Source organism: Cupriavidus sp. 09_S30, from assembly GCF_056930435.1.
In genome coordinates this window covers 3,733,570-3,750,503 of sequence record NZ_JBXOWI010000001.1, presented here as the reverse complement: position 1 = coordinate 3,750,503, position 16,934 = coordinate 3,733,570, and the positions used below count along the sequence as shown (strand labels likewise).

The 16,934-nt window shown below is 68.3% G+C and carries 14 protein-coding genes; 7 read left to right on the top strand and 7 right to left on the bottom strand.

All coding sequences use genetic code 11. The annotated features are described in order from the left end of the window. Positions 1-12 precede the first annotated feature (12 nt). The gene (locus AC1Z3O_RS17550) at positions 13-1,008 is read left to right on the top strand and encodes an IS110 family RNA-guided transposase (RefSeq protein ID WP_483515946.1); all 996 of its coding nucleotides are present in this window, start codon (positions 13-15) and stop codon (positions 1,006-1,008) included. Positions 1,009-2,026: 1,018 nt separating this feature from the next. Here the strand turns inward: AC1Z3O_RS17550 and AC1Z3O_RS17545 are convergent. Together AC1Z3O_RS17545 and AC1Z3O_RS17540 are read right to left on the bottom strand one after the other, a co-directional pair. Beyond that, entirely contained in the window at positions 2,027-3,595 is a 1,569-nt protein-coding gene (locus AC1Z3O_RS17545; RefSeq protein WP_483516977.1) for a sulfatase-like hydrolase/transferase, read from the bottom strand. A 55-nt stretch (positions 3,596-3,650) separates the two neighbouring features. After that, a complete protein-coding gene (locus tag AC1Z3O_RS17540; RefSeq protein WP_483516976.1) occupies positions 3,651-4,688 on the bottom strand; it encodes a Bug family tripartite tricarboxylate transporter substrate binding protein in 1,038 nt (345 codons plus the stop codon). A 211-nt stretch (positions 4,689-4,899) separates the two neighbouring features. Here AC1Z3O_RS17540 and AC1Z3O_RS17535 point away from each other — a divergent pair, with 211 nt between their 5' ends. Together AC1Z3O_RS17535 and AC1Z3O_RS17530 are read left to right on the top strand one after the other, a co-directional pair. Continuing rightward, positions 4,900-5,484 (top strand): MarR family winged helix-turn-helix transcriptional regulator, encoded by a 585-nt coding sequence (locus AC1Z3O_RS17535; protein WP_483516975.1) that lies wholly within the window; start codon positions 4,900-4,902, stop codon positions 5,482-5,484. 278 nt (positions 5,485-5,762) lie between these two features. Then, positions 5,763-6,509: a tetratricopeptide repeat protein gene (locus AC1Z3O_RS17530; RefSeq protein ID WP_483516974.1), complete on the top strand. Its 747-nt coding sequence runs from the start codon at positions 5,763-5,765 to the stop codon at positions 6,507-6,509. A 58-nt stretch (positions 6,510-6,567) separates the two neighbouring features. Here AC1Z3O_RS17530 and rodA read toward each other — a convergent pair whose 3' ends face one another. The 5 genes from rodA to AC1Z3O_RS17505 all read right to left on the bottom strand — a co-directional run bounded on the left by rodA (position 6,568) and on the right by AC1Z3O_RS17505 (position 12,859). Then, positions 6,568-7,710: a rod shape-determining protein RodA gene (gene rodA, locus AC1Z3O_RS17525; protein WP_483516973.1), complete on the bottom strand. Its 1,143-nt coding sequence runs from the start codon at positions 7,708-7,710 to the stop codon at positions 6,568-6,570. Between the two features lie 11 nt (positions 7,711-7,721). Next, the gene (gene mrdA / locus AC1Z3O_RS17520) at positions 7,722-10,061 is read right to left on the bottom strand and encodes a penicillin-binding protein 2 (protein ID WP_483516972.1); all 2,340 of its coding nucleotides are present in this window, start codon (positions 10,059-10,061) and stop codon (positions 7,722-7,724) included. 65 nt (positions 10,062-10,126) lie between these two features. Next, the gene (mreD, locus tag AC1Z3O_RS17515) at positions 10,127-10,639 is read right to left on the bottom strand and encodes a rod shape-determining protein MreD (protein ID WP_483516971.1); all 513 of its coding nucleotides are present in this window, start codon (positions 10,637-10,639) and stop codon (positions 10,127-10,129) included. Then, positions 10,636-11,679: a rod shape-determining protein MreC gene (mreC, locus tag AC1Z3O_RS17510; RefSeq protein WP_483516970.1), complete on the bottom strand. Its 1,044-nt coding sequence runs from the start codon at positions 11,677-11,679 to the stop codon at positions 10,636-10,638. The genes mreD and mreC overlap by 4 nt, the downstream gene beginning before the upstream one ends. A gap of 136 nt (positions 11,680-11,815) precedes the next feature. Continuing rightward, on the bottom strand, positions 11,816-12,859 hold the full coding sequence (locus AC1Z3O_RS17505; protein WP_483516969.1) for a rod shape-determining protein: 1,044 nt from the start codon (positions 12,857-12,859) through the stop codon (positions 11,816-11,818). Positions 12,860-13,470: 611 nt separating this feature from the next. Between AC1Z3O_RS17505 and gatC the strand changes: the two genes are divergently transcribed. From gatC to AC1Z3O_RS17485, 4 genes are all read left to right on the top strand, one after another. Next, on the top strand, positions 13,471-13,770 hold the full coding sequence (gene gatC, locus AC1Z3O_RS17500; RefSeq protein ID WP_483516968.1) for an Asp-tRNA(Asn)/Glu-tRNA(Gln) amidotransferase subunit GatC: 300 nt from the start codon (positions 13,471-13,473) through the stop codon (positions 13,768-13,770). A 125-nt stretch (positions 13,771-13,895) separates the two neighbouring features. Continuing rightward, positions 13,896-15,401 carry an Asp-tRNA(Asn)/Glu-tRNA(Gln) amidotransferase subunit GatA gene (gene gatA / locus AC1Z3O_RS17495; protein ID WP_483516967.1) on the top strand — a complete coding sequence of 502 codons (1,506 nt, stop codon included), beginning with the start codon at positions 13,896-13,898 and terminating at the stop codon, positions 15,399-15,401. Beyond that, on the top strand, positions 15,401-15,868 hold the full coding sequence (locus tag AC1Z3O_RS17490) for a hypothetical protein (protein WP_483517646.1): 468 nt from the start codon (positions 15,401-15,403) through the stop codon (positions 15,866-15,868). The genes gatA and AC1Z3O_RS17490 overlap by 1 nt, the downstream gene beginning before the upstream one ends. Next, the gene (locus AC1Z3O_RS17485) at positions 15,865-16,851 is read left to right on the top strand and encodes a dienelactone hydrolase family protein (protein WP_483517645.1); all 987 of its coding nucleotides are present in this window, start codon (positions 15,865-15,867) and stop codon (positions 16,849-16,851) included. Before AC1Z3O_RS17490 ends, AC1Z3O_RS17485 begins: the two co-directional genes overlap by 4 nt. Positions 16,852-16,934: the final 83 nt, after the last annotated feature.

Sequence of the window (16,934 nt, the reverse complement as noted above, 5' to 3'; positions counted from 1 at the left end):
CCAATTTTGAATATGCATCCGCAAGGCAGGGAACCGAATGACGGGCGTCCACGGCCCACCGCAGGGATTGATGTGTCCAAGGAGCATCTTGATGCTTGCTGGATGGATCAGTCGCTGCGGGTAGGCAATGAGGCGTCGGGATGGGGCGAGTTGATAGCGAAGTTCAAGGCGTGCGATGTCGACCTGGTTGTGGTTGAAGCGACCGGCGGCTACGAGCGAGGCCTGGTACGGGCGCTGCAGCAAGAAGGAGTGGAAGTTGCGCGGGTGAATCCGCGTCAGGCTCGCGACTTTGCTAAGGCGATGGGCGAGTTAGCCAAGACAGACCGGATCGACGCGCGAGGGTTGCGCGACTTTGCCGATGTGCTGGCACGCCATCCGGATCGCCACAAGTACCTCACGGCACCGCTGGAGGCGCACCGGGAGTCGCTGGCGGCGCTGATGATTCGGCGGCGCCAGTTGGTGGAGATGCGAGTGGCCGAAGGCAATCGGCTGGAGAAGGCGGGGCCGAAGACGGCGCGCAGCATCCGCGCAGTGATACGCACGCTGGACAAGCAGATTGCCGAGATCGACTCGGATCTGGATGACCACATCGAGCAGCACTTCAAGGAGCAGCGCAAGCTGCTCGATAGCGTCAAGGGTGTCGGGGCGGTGACGACCATGACATTGCTGGCGGCGCTGCCGGAGCTGGGCAAGCTTGGGCGCCGGGCGATCAGCAAGCTCGTTGGCGTTGCGCCACTGGCTTGTGATTCCGGCAAGCGCCAGGGGACCCGATGTATCTGGGGTGGGCGTGCAGACGTGCGGGCGGTGCTTTACATGGCCACCCTGTCGGCGATGCGTTACAACCCGGCGATCGCGGCTTTCCGGCAGCGTTTGCTGGCCGCCGGCAAGCCCAAGAAGGTCATGATCGTCGCTTGCATGCGCAAGCTGCTGACCATCCTCAATGCTATGGCCAGGGATGGCGCCCTATGGGATCCAACCAGGCATGCTTCACAGGCCCTCCAGCCTTGACTTGAAACACAGTTGCTCTCCCGCTTGCGGGAGAGGGGTTGGGGGAGAGGGCGGGCGATCGCAGTTGTGATGCGCTTTGAATTGCCTTCAGGCTGCTCGTGGTGTCGCGTTTATGTTGGCGGTGTTGGCTCTTGAACCCAACGACCGTACGACATCCCCCTTCGGGGGCTGCCGGTCACTTTTCTTTGCGTTCTGCAAAGAAAACTAACGAAAAGAAAGCAGACCCTGCCGGGGGCAGAGCAATAAGGCTCGCTTGGGTTGTCGCCAGCTGTGGTGGGCGTGTCGCCTCTGCTGGCCCCTGCCGGTCGCGTTGCCACTGACCACGTCCTTGCGGCCGTCCTGACTTGTATTGCTTTGCCCGTGATGGCGGGCGGCAATGGTGGTTCGACCATCTGCCGTTACCGAGGCGGATGGCCACTATCTACCGAGCGGCGCTGGTTTTGATTGCAGGGAAGTGGCCCCAGTTTGAAGCGTGGGCGATCTTGCGAGCGCCTCGCGAGTGAAACGCAAAGTGGTCGACGTGGAGTGTCACTCTTGATTGGTGCCCCAACAGCCACGACCCGCACATACCCGGGTTGAAGTCCTCACACAATTGCGCTTGCTGTCCGTCCCGCACGGGAGCCCCAGGCCTGCAATGCAACCAGCCACGCCGATAAGGAAGTGGCGCTCCGCCCCGGTATCGGCAGATGGCCGAACCACCACCACCGCCCGCCATCACGGGCAAAGCAATACAACTCAGGACAGAGGCAAATCCGTGGTGGCCCGCCTCGCGAACGGCAGAGACCGGCAGAAGCGACACGCCCACCACTGCTGGCAATGCCGCCTGAAAGCCTTATTGCTCTGCCCCCGGCAGGGTCTGCTTTCTTTTCGTTAGTTTTCTTTGCAGAACGCAAAGAAAAGTGACCGGCAGCCCCCGAAGGGGGATGTCGTACGGTCGTTGGGTTCAAGAGCCAACGCCGCCTAACAAATTGCGGCACCGCGAGCAACGCGATGGCAATCTACAGCGCAGCCACCATCCTCACCACACCCCAAAAAACACCCCCGCCTGCTTATAAACATTCGTCTTCGCCACCACCTCCTCATTGCTGACAGTCACACGCGGCTTCAGCGTAAGGAACCACTCCAGCAGCTTCTGCCGCATGGCAGCACGCACCGCCTCATGCCCGGCGTCTGCCCCCAGGTCAAAGAACTCGTCCGGGTCATTCGCAAGATCGAACAACTGCGGCCGGAAGCCTTGCCAATGGACATACTTCCAGCGCGCATCGCGCACCATCCAGGCCCGGCATTCACCCGGGTGGCGGCCCAGCGCGACTCTTGCCCCGCGATAGGCGTAGTCGAGCTCGGACACCACGAAGTCCCGCCAGGCGCCACCCGCCCGGGCGTCGCGCTCCTGCGTGATGTCCAGCAGCGAGCGGCCTTCGACACGATGGTCGGCCGGCGGCAGCGACAACGCATCCAGCACAGTGGGCACCACGTCAACAGCAGAGACCATGGCGTCGCTGGCACTGCCACGCGTGGCGTCTGCCTGCTGCGAGGGGTCGTAGACGATCAGCGGAATGTTCTGCACGGTGTCGTAGAACTGCTCCTTCTCGCCCAGCCAGTGATCGCCAAGGAAGTCGCCATGGTCGGCGGTGAAGACGATCAGCGTGTCTTCCCAGCGGCCCAGCCGTTCCATCTGTTCCCACAGTTGGCCCAGCCGGTCATCGATCTGCTGGATCAGGCCCTGGTAGGCCGGGCGCACGGTGTCGGAGACTTCCTGGCGCATGAAGTTGGCGCACTCTTCCTGTGTGCGGTAGGCCGACAGCACGGGATGGGGGTCTGCCAGTTCGGCGTCATGCCGCTTGAGCGGCAGGCAGTCGTCCAGCGTGTAGGCCGCGTGGTAGGGCGCCGGCGCCAGGTAGGGCCAGTGCGGCTTGACCAGCGAGAGGTGCAGCACCCAGGGGTCGTCGCCGCGCGCGGCGATGTATTGCATGGCCTGGCCCACCGTGTAGGCGGTCTCGGAATGGGGCTCGGCTACTCTTGCCGGCAGGCCGGCATTGCGCATGTGCCAGCCGGAGACGATCTCGCCCTGCGCGTTCTCGGCGCTGATCACGTAGTCGGTCCAGGGGTCGGCGCTGTCGTAGCCCTGCGCGCGCAGCCAGTCTGCATACGCGCTGCGCGGCTCGGCATGGTGGCCGTCGTGGCGGTCGACCTCGACGAAATGGCCCGTGCGCAGCAGGTGTTCCAGTTCGCTGCCGCCATCCAGGTGCAGCCGCTTCAGGTTGGCGTGGTCGGGCATCACATGGGTCTTGCCGGCCAGCGCCAGCGCGCGTCCGCTGTCCTTCAGGTATTCGCCCAGTGTCACTTCCCCGACCGACAGCGGCACGCGGTTCCAGGTGGCGCCGTGGCTGCTGACGTAGCGGCCGGTGTAGAAGCTCATCCGGCTCGGGCCGCACACGCCGGAGGTGACGAAGGCGTTGTCGAAGCGCACGCCACGGCGGGCGAGGGCGTCGATGTTGCGGGTGCGCAGCGTCGGGTGGCCATAGCAGCCGAGATGATCCCGGCGCAGCTGGTCGCACATGATGAAGAGGATGTTGCGGGTCGACATGGTTCTGGTGAGGAAGTTGGCGCGGTCGCGTGCGTGGCGTGGCTCGGCGGCCCGTTCAGTCGCCGGTGTAGCCCGAGGCCTTGACGATGGGGCCCCACTTGGCGCGGTCGTCCGCCAGCACCTTGGCGAACTGTTCGGGCGTGCCGCTCTGCGGCTCCAGGCCCATCTTGACGAAGCGCTCGCGCAGGTCGGGCGCCTGCATGGCCTTGACGATGGCCGCGTTCAGGCGCGCCACCACGGCTGCCGGCGTGCCTGCCGGCACGAAGATGCCGTTGCGGCCCAGGCCCTCGATGTCCTTGTGCCCCAGTTCGCCGAAGGTCGGCACCTCGGGCAGCGCGGCCGAGCGCTGGGTGCCGGAGCTGGCCAGCACGCGGATCTTGCCCGCGCGGTGCATCTCGGCGAGGTCGCCCAGCGTATCGACCGCGGCAGGCACCTGGCCGCCCATCAGCGCGGTCAGTTCGGGCGCCGAGCCGTTGAAGGGCACGTGCAGCATGTCCACGCCCAGCTGCTTGCCGAACAGCAGGCCGAAGAAGTGGGGCAGGCTGCCCAGTGCGGGCGAGGCGAAGGAATTGTTCTGCGGGCTGGCACGCAGCCAGTTCATGTATTCCTGCAGCGTCTTCGCCGGTACCGTGGGGCCTACGGCCAGCGCGAGCTGGAAGTTGGCGGTCTGCGCCACCGGGACGAAATCGCGCACGGCATCGTAGTGCAGCTTGCTGTACACCAGCGGCGCAATGGTCATCACCGCGCTGTTGGCCAGCACCAGCGTGCTGCCGTCGGCAGGCTGGGTGCGTGCGTAGTCGAGCGCCAGCCGGCCGCCGGCACCGGGCTTGTTCTCGACCACCACGGCTTGCTTCAGCGTGTCGCGCAGCTTGTCGGCGATCAGCCGTGCGGTCAGGTCCGAGGTGCCGCCGCCGGGATAGCCCACGAGGATGCGGATGGGCTTGTCGCTGCCCTGGGCGTGCGCGGCCGGGGCGGCGAGCGTCGCGGCCGCTGTCAGGGCGGTGACGCAGGCAAGGCCGGTGAGGCCGCTGATGGCGGCGGGGCGGGTCAGCAAGGCGCGCAGCGCGCGCGGCAGCAGCTTGGCGGGGTTCATGGTTCCTCTGCGGGTCGGGTCCGGACGGGGCCGGCCAATGTATCGAACGCGCCCCGCGGCGCCAACGAAGCCTTGCGCAGATCGATCTGCGCGGACCGCATGTGGTGCCGGGCGGGGCGTGCAACCCGGGATGTCTCCTGCCCGGGTGGCGGATGCCAAGCTAACACCGGCCCATATAATCAACCTAATCAACTAATTTTGCGGGTGCGGCATGGATGAAGCCCGACAGGGGCAGGCCGGTGGCGGGACGGCGGGCACGCTCAAGCGGCCTGCAGCGCTCAGGCAGTTCCTCAACTATCGGCTCTATCACCTGACACGGGCGGCGCTGGGCGCCAGCGCCTTGCATCTGCGCGCCGCGGCGGGAGTCAGCCGCCGCGAGTGGCGCATGATTTCCTTCCTGGGCGAATGCCCGGGCACGCGCCTGACCGAGCTGGCCGCCAGCGCCGGGCTGGACAAGGTGCTGGCGAGCCGGGCGATGCAGGCGCTGATGGCGCGCGGACTGGTACGCCGCGAGGCCGGAGCGAACGACCGCCGGGCCGCGGCCTTCGCGCTGACGGAGGCGGGCCAGGCGGTCTATCACACCGCCTTTGCCAGGGCGCTGGATTTCAATACGCGGCTGGCCTCGTGCCTGGACGAGGAAGAGGCCGCCTTGCTGTCGCGCTGCCTGGACAAGCTGCAGGCGCACGCGGCTGAAATGCTGGCCGAGGCGCAGGCCTTGCCGCGCGAGGCGCCGCAGCCGAAAGCAGCGGAACCGTTGCTTCCGTGGCACGGGCCGGCAGGACGATCCGGGCGATAGGGTAGTCCACTGAATCACTGAAATCGGTCGGTGCCTGCCACGCCATGCGGGCTCATCGCGTCGTTGCAAATGCTCGCAATAGCCGTGCTATTGCTGCGCTTTGCGCCTAGCGCTGATTCCCGCATGGCGTGTCCTTCACCTCCCATTTCAATGATTCAGCGGACACGCCCGGCTCCCGCAGCCGCGGGCGGGCTCCTCTAAACTGGAAGCAAAGGGCGCCGCGGTGGCGCCAATGGCGCGTTGGCCACTTTGCTGGCCTGCGCCGCCGGGAGTCTTCCATGGCCCGCTCCCCCCATTGCTCCATCTCTGCAAGCTGTACAGGCTGGCACCGCCTGGCCGGGCTGGCTGCCGGCTGGCTGGCGGCCCTGGCTTGCTATGCCGGCGCCGCCACGGAAGCGCCAAGTGTGCCGCCGGCCACGCGCGCGGTGACCGAGCAGGCGCTGGCCGCCTATCAGGCAGGCCGCTTCGACCAGGCCTTGCTGGGCTTCATGCGTGCCGCACAGCAGGGCGACCGCCTGGCGCAGTACGACTACGCCATGATGCTGCTGCGCGGCGAAGGCACGCCGGTGCGTACCGACGAGGCGCTGCTGTGGCTGAAGAGGGCCGCCGATAACGATATGACCCACGCCCAGTTCACCTGGGGCGAGATGTATGAGCACGGCGACCTGCTGCCCAAGTCGCTGGAACAGGCCAATGTCTGGTATGAGCGGGCCGCGCGGGGCGGGCATGTGCAGGCGCAGATGGCGCTGGCCACCAACTATTTCACCGGTCGCGGCGTGGCGCGCGACTATGGCAAGGCCTTCCTCTGGTACCGCCGGGCGGCGGATGCGGGAGACAGCGACGCGCAGTACATCGTCGCCAGCTACTACGAGCGGGGCGAGCCCGGCGTGGTGGACAAGGACGCCGGCCAGGCCCGGATCTGGTATGCGCGCTCGGCCGCGCACGGCGATCGGGCTGCACTGGCCAAGCTGCGCTCGATGCTCGACGAGGAGATGCGGGAGCGCGGCGGGGCGGGTGCCCGATAGGAGGGCGCTAGCGTGGTGAAAGGACGGCGATAGGGGGCGGCCGGAGCGGCCGCCGGGCTCAGGTCTGGATTAGCCGCTTCTGCCGCGAGATGCTCATCAGGATGCCGATACCCATGCCCAGCGTCACCAGCGCGGTGCCGCCGTAGCTCATCAGCGGCAGCGGTACGCCCACCACCGGCAGGATGCCGCTGACCATGCCCATGTTGACGAAGGCATAGGTGAAGAAGATCAGTGTCACCGCGCCGGCCAGCAGCCGCGAGAATTGCGTGGGTGCGTTGGCGGCGATGTAGAGGCCGCGGAAGATCAGCATCAGGTAGAGCACCAGCAGCATGGCGTTGCCGACCAGGCCGAACTCCTCGGAGTACACGGCGAAGATGAAGTCGGTGTGCTTCTCGGGGATGAACTCCAGGTGGGTCTGGGTGCCCTTGAGCCAGCCCTTGCCGGTGACCCCGCCCGAGCCGATGGCGATGATGGACTGGATGGTGTGGAAGCCCTTGCCCAGCGGATCGGTGGTGGGGTCAAGCAGCGTGCAGACGCGGTGCTGCTGGTAGTCGTGCAGGATGGGCCAGCTCACGCCCGGCGCGCACATCTTGGTCTGGAAGCTGATCAGCAGCGTGACGGCCACCACCACCATGCCCAGCAGCGGCAGGATGATCTTCCAGCTCAGGCCGGCGAAATAGATCACGTAGAGGCCGGCGGCCATCACCAGCAGCCCGGTACCCAGGTCGGGCTGCTTGGCGATCAGGCCCACGGGCACGAGCAGCAGCAGCAGCGCCACCAGGAAGTCGTACCACCGGATGGCCCCCTCGCGCTTCTGGAAGTACCAGGCCAGCATCAGCGGCATGGCGATCTTCATGATCTCGGAGGGCTGGATCACCATGCCCACGTTGAGCCAGCGGCGCGCGCCCTTGCGGATCAGGCCGAACATGGCCACCGCCACCAGCAGGGCGACCCCGACCGTGTAGAGCGGCACCGCCACCCGCATCAGCGTCTGCGTGGGCAGGTAGGCGATGATGAGCATCACCGCATAGGACAGCAGGATGTTGCGCAGCTGGTCCTCGACGCGGCCGGGCATGTCGATGGCGGCCGAGTAGACCGCGACGATGCCGGTGGCGAAGATCAGGAAGACGATCAGCGCCAGCGGCTTGTCGAAGCCGGTGAGCGCCGTCTTGACGAGCGACATGACGCGGCGGCGGTCCATGTGCATCTCCTTCAACGGGAAGCCTCGGGCGCGGGGGCCTTGGCGCGGGGTTTGACGGCGGGGCGGGGCACGACATGCGCGGGGGCCGCCGGCGCAGGGGCGGGCTTGGGCTTGCTGTGGCCCAGCGCCTGCTGCATGCGCTGCTCGAGGGTTTGTTCGGCGTCGGCCGGGGCGATGGCTTGGGGGTCCAGCGCAGCGGCCATGCTGGCGGCGCCCGCGCGTTGTGCCACGCTCGGCGCGACGGCCACGGCGGAGGCCGGGCTCCCCGCGGCGGCAGACGCCGGGGCAGGGGCGGCCGACGGACCGGAGGCCGCTGCCGCCGAGGCGCCGGCATTGGCCATCACAGTGGCAGTCGCAGCGTTCGCCGTGCGGCCGGTGGTGAATACGCTGGGCGTGTCGACCGGCGGCAGGCCGCCGGCACGCTCGCTCGCGGGCGGGGCAATGTCGGCGAGCTCGGCCGGCCACTTGCCCTGCAGGTAGTAGTCCATCATCTTGCGCGCGATCGGTGCGGCCTCGGCCGCACCCCAGCCGGCGTTCTCGACGATCAGCGCGATGGCGATCTTCGGATGGTCGACCGGCGCGAAGGCGGTATAGAGCGCGTGGTCGCGCTTGTGCTCGTCCAGCGCGTGGTGGTTGTACTTCTCGTTCTTGCCCAGCGAGAAGACCTGCGCCGTGCCGGTCTTGCCGGCCGACTCGTAGGCGGCACCGGCGAAGGCGCGCGCAGCCGTGCCCGAGTGGGTCACGCCCACCATGGCGCGCTTGATCACATCGATATCCGCCTGCTTGAGCGGAATGCGGTAGCTTTCCTTGGGCACCGTCAGCGCGCGCGCGCGCGAGACCGAGTCCTCCACCGCCTTGACCAGGTGAGGCTTCATGGCGACACCATTGTTGGCCAGGATGGCGGTGGCGTTGGCGAGCTGCAGGATGGTGAAGCTGTTGTAGCCCTGGCCGATGCCCAGCGAGATGGTCTCGCCGTCATACCACTTCTGCTGCTCGGGCTTGCGGTAGGCGCGCCGCTTCCAGTCGGTGGAGGGCAGGATGCCGCGGCTCTCGCCTTCGATGTCGATGCCGGTGATCTGGCCGAAGCCAAGCGGCTTCATGAAGTCGTGGATGGCATTGACGCCCATGTCGCGCGCCAGCATGTAGTAGTACGTGTCGCACGACTGCACGATGGAGGCATTCATGTCGACCCAGCCGTGGCCGCCCGGCTTGTCGTCGCGGAAGGTGTGGTTGCCCAGCGTGAACGAGCCCGGATCGTGGAAGCCCCAGGAGGCGGCGCGCTTGCCGGTGGTGAGTGCCGCCAGCGCCATGAAGGGCTTGTAGGTGGAGCCGGGCGGGTAGGTGCCGCGCAGCGGCCGGTTCAAGAGCGGCTTGTCCGGCGAATTGTTCAGCTCGTTCCAGGTGTTCGAGTCGATGCCTTCGACGAACAGGTTGGGGTCGAAGGTGGGCTTGGAGACGAAGGCCAGGATGTCGCCGGTCTCCGGCTCGATCGCCACCAGCGCGCCGCGCCGGTTGCCGAACAGCGCCTCGCCGAGCTGCTGCATGCGGACGTCGAGCGACAGGATCAGGTTGTTGCCGGGCGTGGCGGGCGAGGTGGACAGCGTGCGCACCGGGCGTCCGCCGGCGGTCACTTCCACCTCCTCGAAGCCGGTCAGGCCATGCAGCTCGGCCTCGTAGCTCTGCTCGATGCCGATCTTGCCGATATAGCTGGTGCCTTTGTAGTTGTCGGCATCCTTGCGCGGATCGTACTTGGCGCCCTCGGCATCGTTGGCCTCGTCCATCGCCTCGATGCGTTCCTGGTCGCGCTGCGAGATGCGCCCGAGGTAGCCGATCACATGGGCGGCCGACTCGCCGAGCGGGTACTGGCGGAACAGCCGCGCGCGCACATCCACGCCGGGAAAGCGGAAGCGCTGGGCCGAGAAGCGCGCCACTTCCTCGTCGCTCAGCTGGTTGCGGATGGGCAGGCTCTCGAAGCTGCGCGATTCTTCCTGCAGGCGCTTGAAGCGGCGGCGGTCGCGCGGCTGGATGTCGACCACCTTGGACAGCGCGTCGATGGTGTTTTCGAGCGTGTCGGAGAGCTTGGACGGCGTGATCTCCAGCGTGTAGGCGGAGTAGTTGCGCGCCAGCACGATGCCGTTGCGGTCCATGATGATGCCGCGGTTCGGCTCGATCGGCGCCACCGAGATGCGGTTGTCCTCGGCCTTGGCCGAGTACTGGTCATGCTTGTACCACTGCAGCCACACGAAGCGGGTAAGCAGCAGGCCGAAGCAGATCACGGCGAAGAAGGCCGCGGCCGCCACGCGGATGCGGAAGCGGCCGATTTCCTGTTCGACGTTGCGGATTTCGGTCATGGTACTGCGACGGTGGCCTGGGCGGGGTGGCGGAAAAAGGCGGCGGGCGGCGGACGTGGCCGGCGCTACAAAGGTCGGGTCTCGTCAACCTCGGACGGCCGGCGTTGCGGGGCCAGCAGCAAGGCGGTGGCCATCGGCCACAGCAGCGCCTCGATGCCGGGCGCCAGCAGCACCGTCCAGCCGGGCAGCGGCGCGCCCATGGCCAGCCGGATCAGCACCGGCACCGCGTGCGCGACGAACAGCAGCGGCAGCACGTGCAGCGCCTGCGTATAGACGGTGAACCACAGCACGCGGCGGTGGATCGTGATGGCGAAGTAGGCCAGCAGCGTATAGGCCATGGCGTGTTCGCCAAGCAGCCGGGCGTCATGCACGTCCATCAGCAGCCCGAGCAGGAAGGCCACGCCCATGCCAACCTTGCGCGGCTGGTGGATGTTCCAGAACACCAGCACCAGCGCCACCATGTCGGGGATCCACAGCGTGGTGCCCCAGGGCAGCAGGTTGAACAGGAACGCCAGCACGAAGCTCAGCGCGATGAAGATGGGGTTGACCGGCCGCAGCAGGTATTGGGGATTGGTCACCGCTTGGACTCCTTGTCGGCAGCCTTCTCTGCCTTCTCGGCGGCTCTTTCGGCGGGCGTGCGGGGCTCGGCGCGGGGCCCGCCCTTCTGCCCGGCCTTGGCCTCGCCCTGGGCGTCCGCCTTGGCCTGCGCGGCGGCCTTGGCGTCAGCCTTGGCGGCCTTGGGGTCGGGCTGCGCGGCGTCGTCCTTGGCGACAAGATCGCGCATGCCGGACTCATAGCGCAGCACCAGCAACTGCCGGTGCGCGCGCACGCCGGCCACCGGCTCGCAGTACACGCGCGAGAACGCGGTGTCGGCCTTGCGCTCGATGGTGGCGATCTTCGCCACGGGCAGGCCGGGCGGGTACACCCCGTCCAGGCCGGAGGTCACCAGCAGGTCGCCCTGCTGCAGGTCGGCCGAGGCGGCCATGAAGCGCAGGTCGAGCAGGCCCGCGCGGGCGCCGCCGAAGGCCACGCTGCGCAGGCCGTTGCGCACGACCTGCACCGGGATGGCCTGGTCCTTGTCGGTCAGCAGCGTGACTTCCGCCTGGAACGGCGATACGCGTGTGACCTGGCCGACCACGCCGCGCTCGTCGATGACCGGATAGCCGGCGCGCAGCCCTTGCTGGCTGCCGCGGTCGATCACGATGCGCTGGCTGTATGGGTCGCGGGCCTCGTAGAGGATCTCGGCGGCGGTCACGGGGGTGGACGATTGCTGCTGCAGGTCGAGCAGCTTGCGCAGCTGCTTGTTCTCGGCCTCGAGCTGGGCCTGGTGCACCGAGGCCTCGGCTTCCAGAACCGCGCGCTCGCGCAGCTCGCGGTTCTCGGTCGCCAGCGCGGCCGAGGACTGGGCGTAGTCGAGCATCGCGCGGATCGCGTCGCGTGGCACCAGCACGACGCGCTCGATCGGCATCAGCACGGTGGCGGCGACCTGCCGCGCCACGTTCATCGCGTTGAAGCGGGCGTCGACCACCAGCAGCAGCAGCGAAATCGTCACATAGAGGACGAGGCGCGCGACTGCCGAGGTGCCCTGCTTGAATAGCGGCGGAGGGGTGTAATCCATTTACCCGTGCGCAGGCGTGGACGCCCCGGCTGCCGGCGGCATCGCGGCGGGCGGGGGCAGGTGGACGGCGCGGCGGGGCGCGGCATTGCCTGGGATGTCAGGCTGGCCGCTACCCACCATCGTTGGCTCCGGGGCCTTATTCGTACGAGAAGATGCTGCCGAGCTTGTCCATGCGCTCCAGCGCCATGCCCGAGCCGCGCACCACGCAGGTCAGCGGGTCTTCGGCCACCAGCACCGGCAGGCCGGTTTCCTCGGCCAGCAGGCGATCGAGGTCGCGCAGCAGCGCGCCGCCGCCGGTCAGCATCATGCCGCGCTCGGCGATGTCCGCGCCCAGTTCCGGCGGGGTCTGCTCCAGCGCGATCTTGACGGCGGAGACGATCTGGTTGAGCGGGTCGGTCAGCGCTTCCAGGATCTCGTTGGACGAGACCGTGAAGGCGCGCGGGATGCCCTCGGACAGGTTGCGGCCCTTGACCTCCATCTCGCGGACCTCGGAGCCCGGGAAGGCCGAGCCGATTTCCTTCTTGATGGCCTCGGCGGTCTGCTCGCCGATCAGCATGCCGTAGTTGCGGCGGATGTAGTTGACGATGGCCTCGTCGAACTTGTCGCCGCCCACGCGCACCGAGCCCTTGTAGACCATGCCGCCCAGCGAGATGATGCCCACCTCGGTGGTGCCGCCGCCGATGTCGACGACCATCGAGCCCGACGGCTCGGAGACCGGCAGGCCGGCGCCGATCGCGGCGGACATCGGCTCTTCGATCAGGTAGACCTGGCTGGCGCCGGCGCCCAGCGCCGACTCGCGGATGGCACGGCGCTCGACCTGGGTCGAGCCGCAGGGCACGCAGATGATGATGCGCGGGCTCGGGCGCAGCAGCTTCGAGTCGTGCACCATCTTGATGAACTGCTTGAGCATCTGCTCGGTGACGGTGAAGTCGGCGATCACGCCGTCCTTCATCGGGCGGATGGCTTCGATGTTGCCGGGCACCTTGCCCAGCATCTGCTTGGCTTCCTTGCCGACCGCGGTGATGGTCTTCTTGGCGTTGGGGCCGCCTTCCTGGCGGATCGCCACGACCGAGGGCTCATCCAGCACGATGCCGCGATCGCGCATATAGATCAGGGTGTTGGCGGTGCCCAGGTCGATCGCCAGGTCGTTGGAGAAGTAGCTGCGGAGAAATCCGAACATCAGGAATCCTGTCTTGTGTTGGTTCGCGAGTATGCGAAGCGGCCGGCGCCGTTGGCGGTGCCGGCCGCGATATGCTTGTGTACGGGCGTGTGTACGGGTATTGGTGCAAGGCTTCCTGCCGGCTCGGCCGCGTTGCTGAACGCTGGCCCGGGGCGCCGCTGGCGCTCCGGGTGCCGGAAGACCGACCTGTGCTCGCGCGCCTACGCGCGCGAAGCCCTCTGGGAACCTTTGATTAGACTCCGCGCAAAAGTTCTGAAGAAAATTTGCACAGCATTGCCCAGCGTCGCACGCCAAGGCGTGGAGGCGCATGTGCGCCGGGGGGCCTAATCGGAGGATCCTCGTCTGCGCCGCAGGCAGGTCTGGCGGCGTGGCTGGAGGGTGACTCCAGCGTCACCGCCGGGACTGGCTATAAGCCCGGCTGTGAGCCCGTGTGGCGCAGGCGTTGCCGAAGAACGGCAACAGGTAATGATACCTTATAATTCCCCCTGTTTCGGGGGCATTGGCCTCGAAAAAACCTGTAACTTTTGTTGATCCGGAGCGAACTGCCCGGCACCTTTTCCGGTGCCCGCGCAGCAGTCCGTGCCGCGATCGGCTCCGCAATCTAGCACGCCATGGCCCTCGACCTTTCCGACGTCAAGCGCATCGCCCACCTGGCCCGCATCGAGATCAGCGATGAGGAGGCCGGGCAGACCCTGACGCAGCTCAACAACTTCTTTTCGCTGGTGGAACAGATGCAGGCGGTCGACACCACCGGCCTGGCGCCGCTGGCGCATCCCCTGTCCGCGGTGCGCGACGTGTCGCAGCGGCTGCGCGACGACGTGGTGACCGAGGCCGACCGGCGCGACGACTACCAGCGCCCGGCGCCGGCGGTCGAGCGCGGCCTCTACCTCGTGCCCAAGGTCATCGAATAAGGCCATAAGGTGCGCCGGCGGCACATCCGCCCGCGCCCCAGGCCCTTCCGGCTCCATTTGGCCCATCCGGCCTGCGCCAGACCCGCACGGTCCGCCAGGCCACCCCAGACGCCACTCCGATTGTCATGACCTTTTCCGCCGATTCCGTGACTTCCCTGCGCCAGCTCTCCGATGCCCTGGCCGCGCGCACCGTCTCCGCCGAGGAGCTCGCGCGCGAATACCTGGCCCGCATCGAGCGTGCCGGCGCGCTGAACGCCTTCGTCGACGTCAAGCCCGAACTGACGCTGGCCCAGGCCCGCGCCGCCGACGATCGCCGCGCGCGTGGCGAGGCCGGCGCCCTGACCGGCGTGCCCATCGCGCACAAGGACGTTTTCGTCACGCGCGGCTGGCGCGCCACCGCCGGCTCGCGCATGCTGGCCGACTATGAAAGCCCCTTCGACGCCACCGTGGTCGAACGCCTGGCCGCGGCCGGCATGGTGACACTGGGCAAGACCAATATGGACGAGTTCGCGATGGGCTCGTCCAACGAAAACTCCTACTTCGGCGCGGTCAAGAATCCCTGGGACACGAGCCGCGTGCCCGGCGGCTCCTCCGGCGGCTCGGCTGCCGCCGTGGCCGCCGGCCTGGCGCCGGCCGCCACCGGCACCGACACCGGCGGCTCGATCCGCCAGCCGTCGTCGTTCGCCGGCATCACCGGCATCAAGCCTACCTACGGACGGGTGTCGCGCTACGGCATGATCGCCTTCGCCTCCTCGCTCGACCAGGGCGGCCCGATGGCGCACAGCGCCGAGGACTGCGCGCTGCTGCTGTCGGCGATGGCCGGCTTCGACGAGCGCGACTCGACCAGCCTGACACCAGCCCAGGGCGGCGTGAACGAGGACTTCACCCGCCTGCTGGGCCAGCCGCGCGAAGGCGCCGGCGCGGACAAGCCGCTGGCGGGGCTGCGCATCGGCCTGCCCAAGGAGTACTTCGGCGCCGGCCTGTCGGCCGATGTCGAGCAGGCGGTGCGCGCCGCACTGGCCGAGTACGAGAAGCTGGGCGCCACGCTGGTCGAGGTGTCGCTGCCGAAGACCGAGCTGTCGATCCCCGTTTACTACGTGATCGCCCCGGCCGAGGCCTCGTCGAACCTGTCGCGCTTCGACGGCGTGCGCTACGGCCACCGCGCCGCCGAGTACCGCGACCTGCTCGACATGTACAAGAAGACCCGCGCCGAAGGCTTCGGCCCCGAGGTCAAGCGCCGCATCCTGGTGGGCGCCTATGTGCTGTCGCATGGCTATTACGACGCCTACTACCTGCAGGCGCAGAAGATCCGCCGCATCATCGCCGACGACTTCCAGCGCGCCTTCGGCCAGTGCGACGTGATCATGGGCCCGGTGGCGCCCACGGTGGCGTGGAAGCTGGGCGAGAAGAGCGCCGACCCGCTGCAGATGTACCTGGCCGACATCTTCACGCTGTCGACCAGCCTGGCCGGCCTGCCCGGCATGAGCGTGCCGTGCGGCTTCGGCGAAGGCGGCATGCCGGTGGGCCTGCAGCTGATCGGCAACTACTTCGACGAAGCGCGCCTGCTGCAGGCGGCGCACGCCTTCCAGCAGGCGACCGACTGGCATCTGCGCCGGCCGGCCGGGGCATGATGACGGCGCGGCGGCTTCCTTCCGGCGCGGCGCTGGCAGCGCTGCTGGCCGTGCTGCTGGCCGGCTGCATACCGCTGCCGCACTTCGGCGGCGGGCCGACCCCGATCGCCTATCGGCAGATCGATATCGTCGGCGACTGCCGGCGCACCGAGGAGGACGGCTTCCGCGAAGATGCACAGCTGCGCGTGGTCAGCAATAACGTGCAGCAGCTTTCCTGGAAGCTGTGGGTGGGCAAGCGCGGTTCCTGCAGCTTCAAGCTGGCCGATTTCCACCAGGTCCAGTCGAAGCCCAGCATCGCGCTGCGCGCCAACGACGGCAGCAGCTGTGAGCTGATGATCTGGCAGGACCCGCGCCGCGTCACGCTGGCGCACGCCAATTGCCAGCAGCGCTGCTCGCCGGGCATCTATGAGGAAGCCTGGCCGGTGATGTTCGAGCCGGGTACCGGCGGGTGCGCACAGACGAGGTGATGCCGATGGACGCCAGCCGGTCGAAGCAGACGCACAGGCCGCCCGCGCGTGGCCGGCACCGGCTCGCCCGCGCCGCGTTGTTGTGCTGCCTGGCGGCCCTGCCTGCGGCCGCCGGCGCGCACGTGCATGCCCATGCCGGCGGCGGCGCCATCCAGCCGATGTCGGCCGTGCAAGCCGTGCAGCTGCCAGGCGCGCCTGGCGAGCCGGATCTGCCTGCCTATTGGTTCCGGCCGGCGGAACCCGCCGGCGTGCGCGCGCCGGCGGTGCCGGCCGTGGTCGCGCTGCATGGCTGCGAGGGGCTCCACAGCCGGAATGGGGCGGATGCCTCGGCGCTGGCCGCGCGCTACCGCGACTACGCGCAATGGCTGACCACGCGCGGCTACGCGGTACTGATGCCCGACAGCTTCGGGGCGCGCGGCAAGCCGCGCGGCGTCTGCAGCGAACGCTCCGACAGCCGCAGCATCGATGTGGCCGCGCGCCGCGCCGACGCGCTGGCCGCGCTGCGCTGGCTGGCGCAGCAACCCGGTGTGGACGGCTCGCGCCTCATGCTGCTGGGCTGGTCGAACGGCGCGCGGGTGGTGCTGGCCACCATCGACGCGAGCCGCGACTGGCCCGCGGGCACGCCCTCGGTCGAGCGCGCGGTGGCCTTCTATCCGGGCTGCAACCTGGCGCTGCAGCAGCGCGACTACCGTTTGCGCTCGCCGCTGCTGCTGCTGATCGGCGGCGCCGACGACTGGACGCCCGCTACCCGCTGCGTCATGCTGCGTGATGCCGTCAAGGTGCGCCAGCCGGACGCGCGCTTCCAGGTGGAGATCTACCCCGGCGCCTACCATGGATTCGACGGCACCGACGCGCTGCACAGGCGGCGCGACGTGCCCGGAGGCGCCCGCCCCGGCCGGGGCGTGACCGTGGGCGGCGATCCCGTCGCGCGCGAGGCCGCGCTGGTGCAGCTGGATGACTGGCTGTCGAGCCCGCATCCCTGAGGGGCCGGAACAGGCACGCGCACCGGCACGCGAAAGCACGCGGAAGCACGCGAAAAAATACGCCGCGCGGGTCGATGGCCCGG

Bases quoted from the DNA above. Each gene is read 5' to 3' on its own strand.
- AC1Z3O_RS17550 (WP_483515946.1), top strand. From the start codon at position 13: ATGCATCCGCAAGGCAGGGAACCGAATGACGGGCGTCCACGGCCCACC.
- AC1Z3O_RS17545 (WP_483516977.1), bottom strand. From the start codon at position 3,595: ATGTCGACCCGCAACATCCTCTTCATCATGTGCGACCAGCTGCGCCGG.
- AC1Z3O_RS17540 (WP_483516976.1), bottom strand. From the start codon at position 4,688: ATGAACCCCGCCAAGCTGCTGCCGCGCGCGCTGCGCGCCTTGCTGACC.
- AC1Z3O_RS17535 (WP_483516975.1), top strand. From the start codon at position 4,900: ATGGATGAAGCCCGACAGGGGCAGGCCGGTGGCGGGACGGCGGGCACG.
- AC1Z3O_RS17530 (WP_483516974.1), top strand. From the start codon at position 5,763: ATGGCCCGCTCCCCCCATTGCTCCATCTCTGCAAGCTGTACAGGCTGG.
- rodA (WP_483516973.1), bottom strand. From the start codon at position 7,710: ATGGACCGCCGCCGCGTCATGTCGCTCGTCAAGACGGCGCTCACCGGC.
- mrdA (WP_483516972.1), bottom strand. From the start codon at position 10,061: ATGACCGAAATCCGCAACGTCGAACAGGAAATCGGCCGCTTCCGCATC.
- mreC (WP_483516970.1), bottom strand. From the start codon at position 11,679: ATGGATTACACCCCTCCGCCGCTATTCAAGCAGGGCACCTCGGCAGTC.
- AC1Z3O_RS17505 (WP_483516969.1), bottom strand. From the start codon at position 12,859: ATGTTCGGATTTCTCCGCAGCTACTTCTCCAACGACCTGGCGATCGAC.
- gatC (WP_483516968.1), top strand. From the start codon at position 13,471: ATGGCCCTCGACCTTTCCGACGTCAAGCGCATCGCCCACCTGGCCCGC.
- gatA (WP_483516967.1), top strand. From the start codon at position 13,896: ATGACCTTTTCCGCCGATTCCGTGACTTCCCTGCGCCAGCTCTCCGAT.
- AC1Z3O_RS17490 (WP_483517646.1), top strand. From the start codon at position 15,401: ATGACGGCGCGGCGGCTTCCTTCCGGCGCGGCGCTGGCAGCGCTGCTG.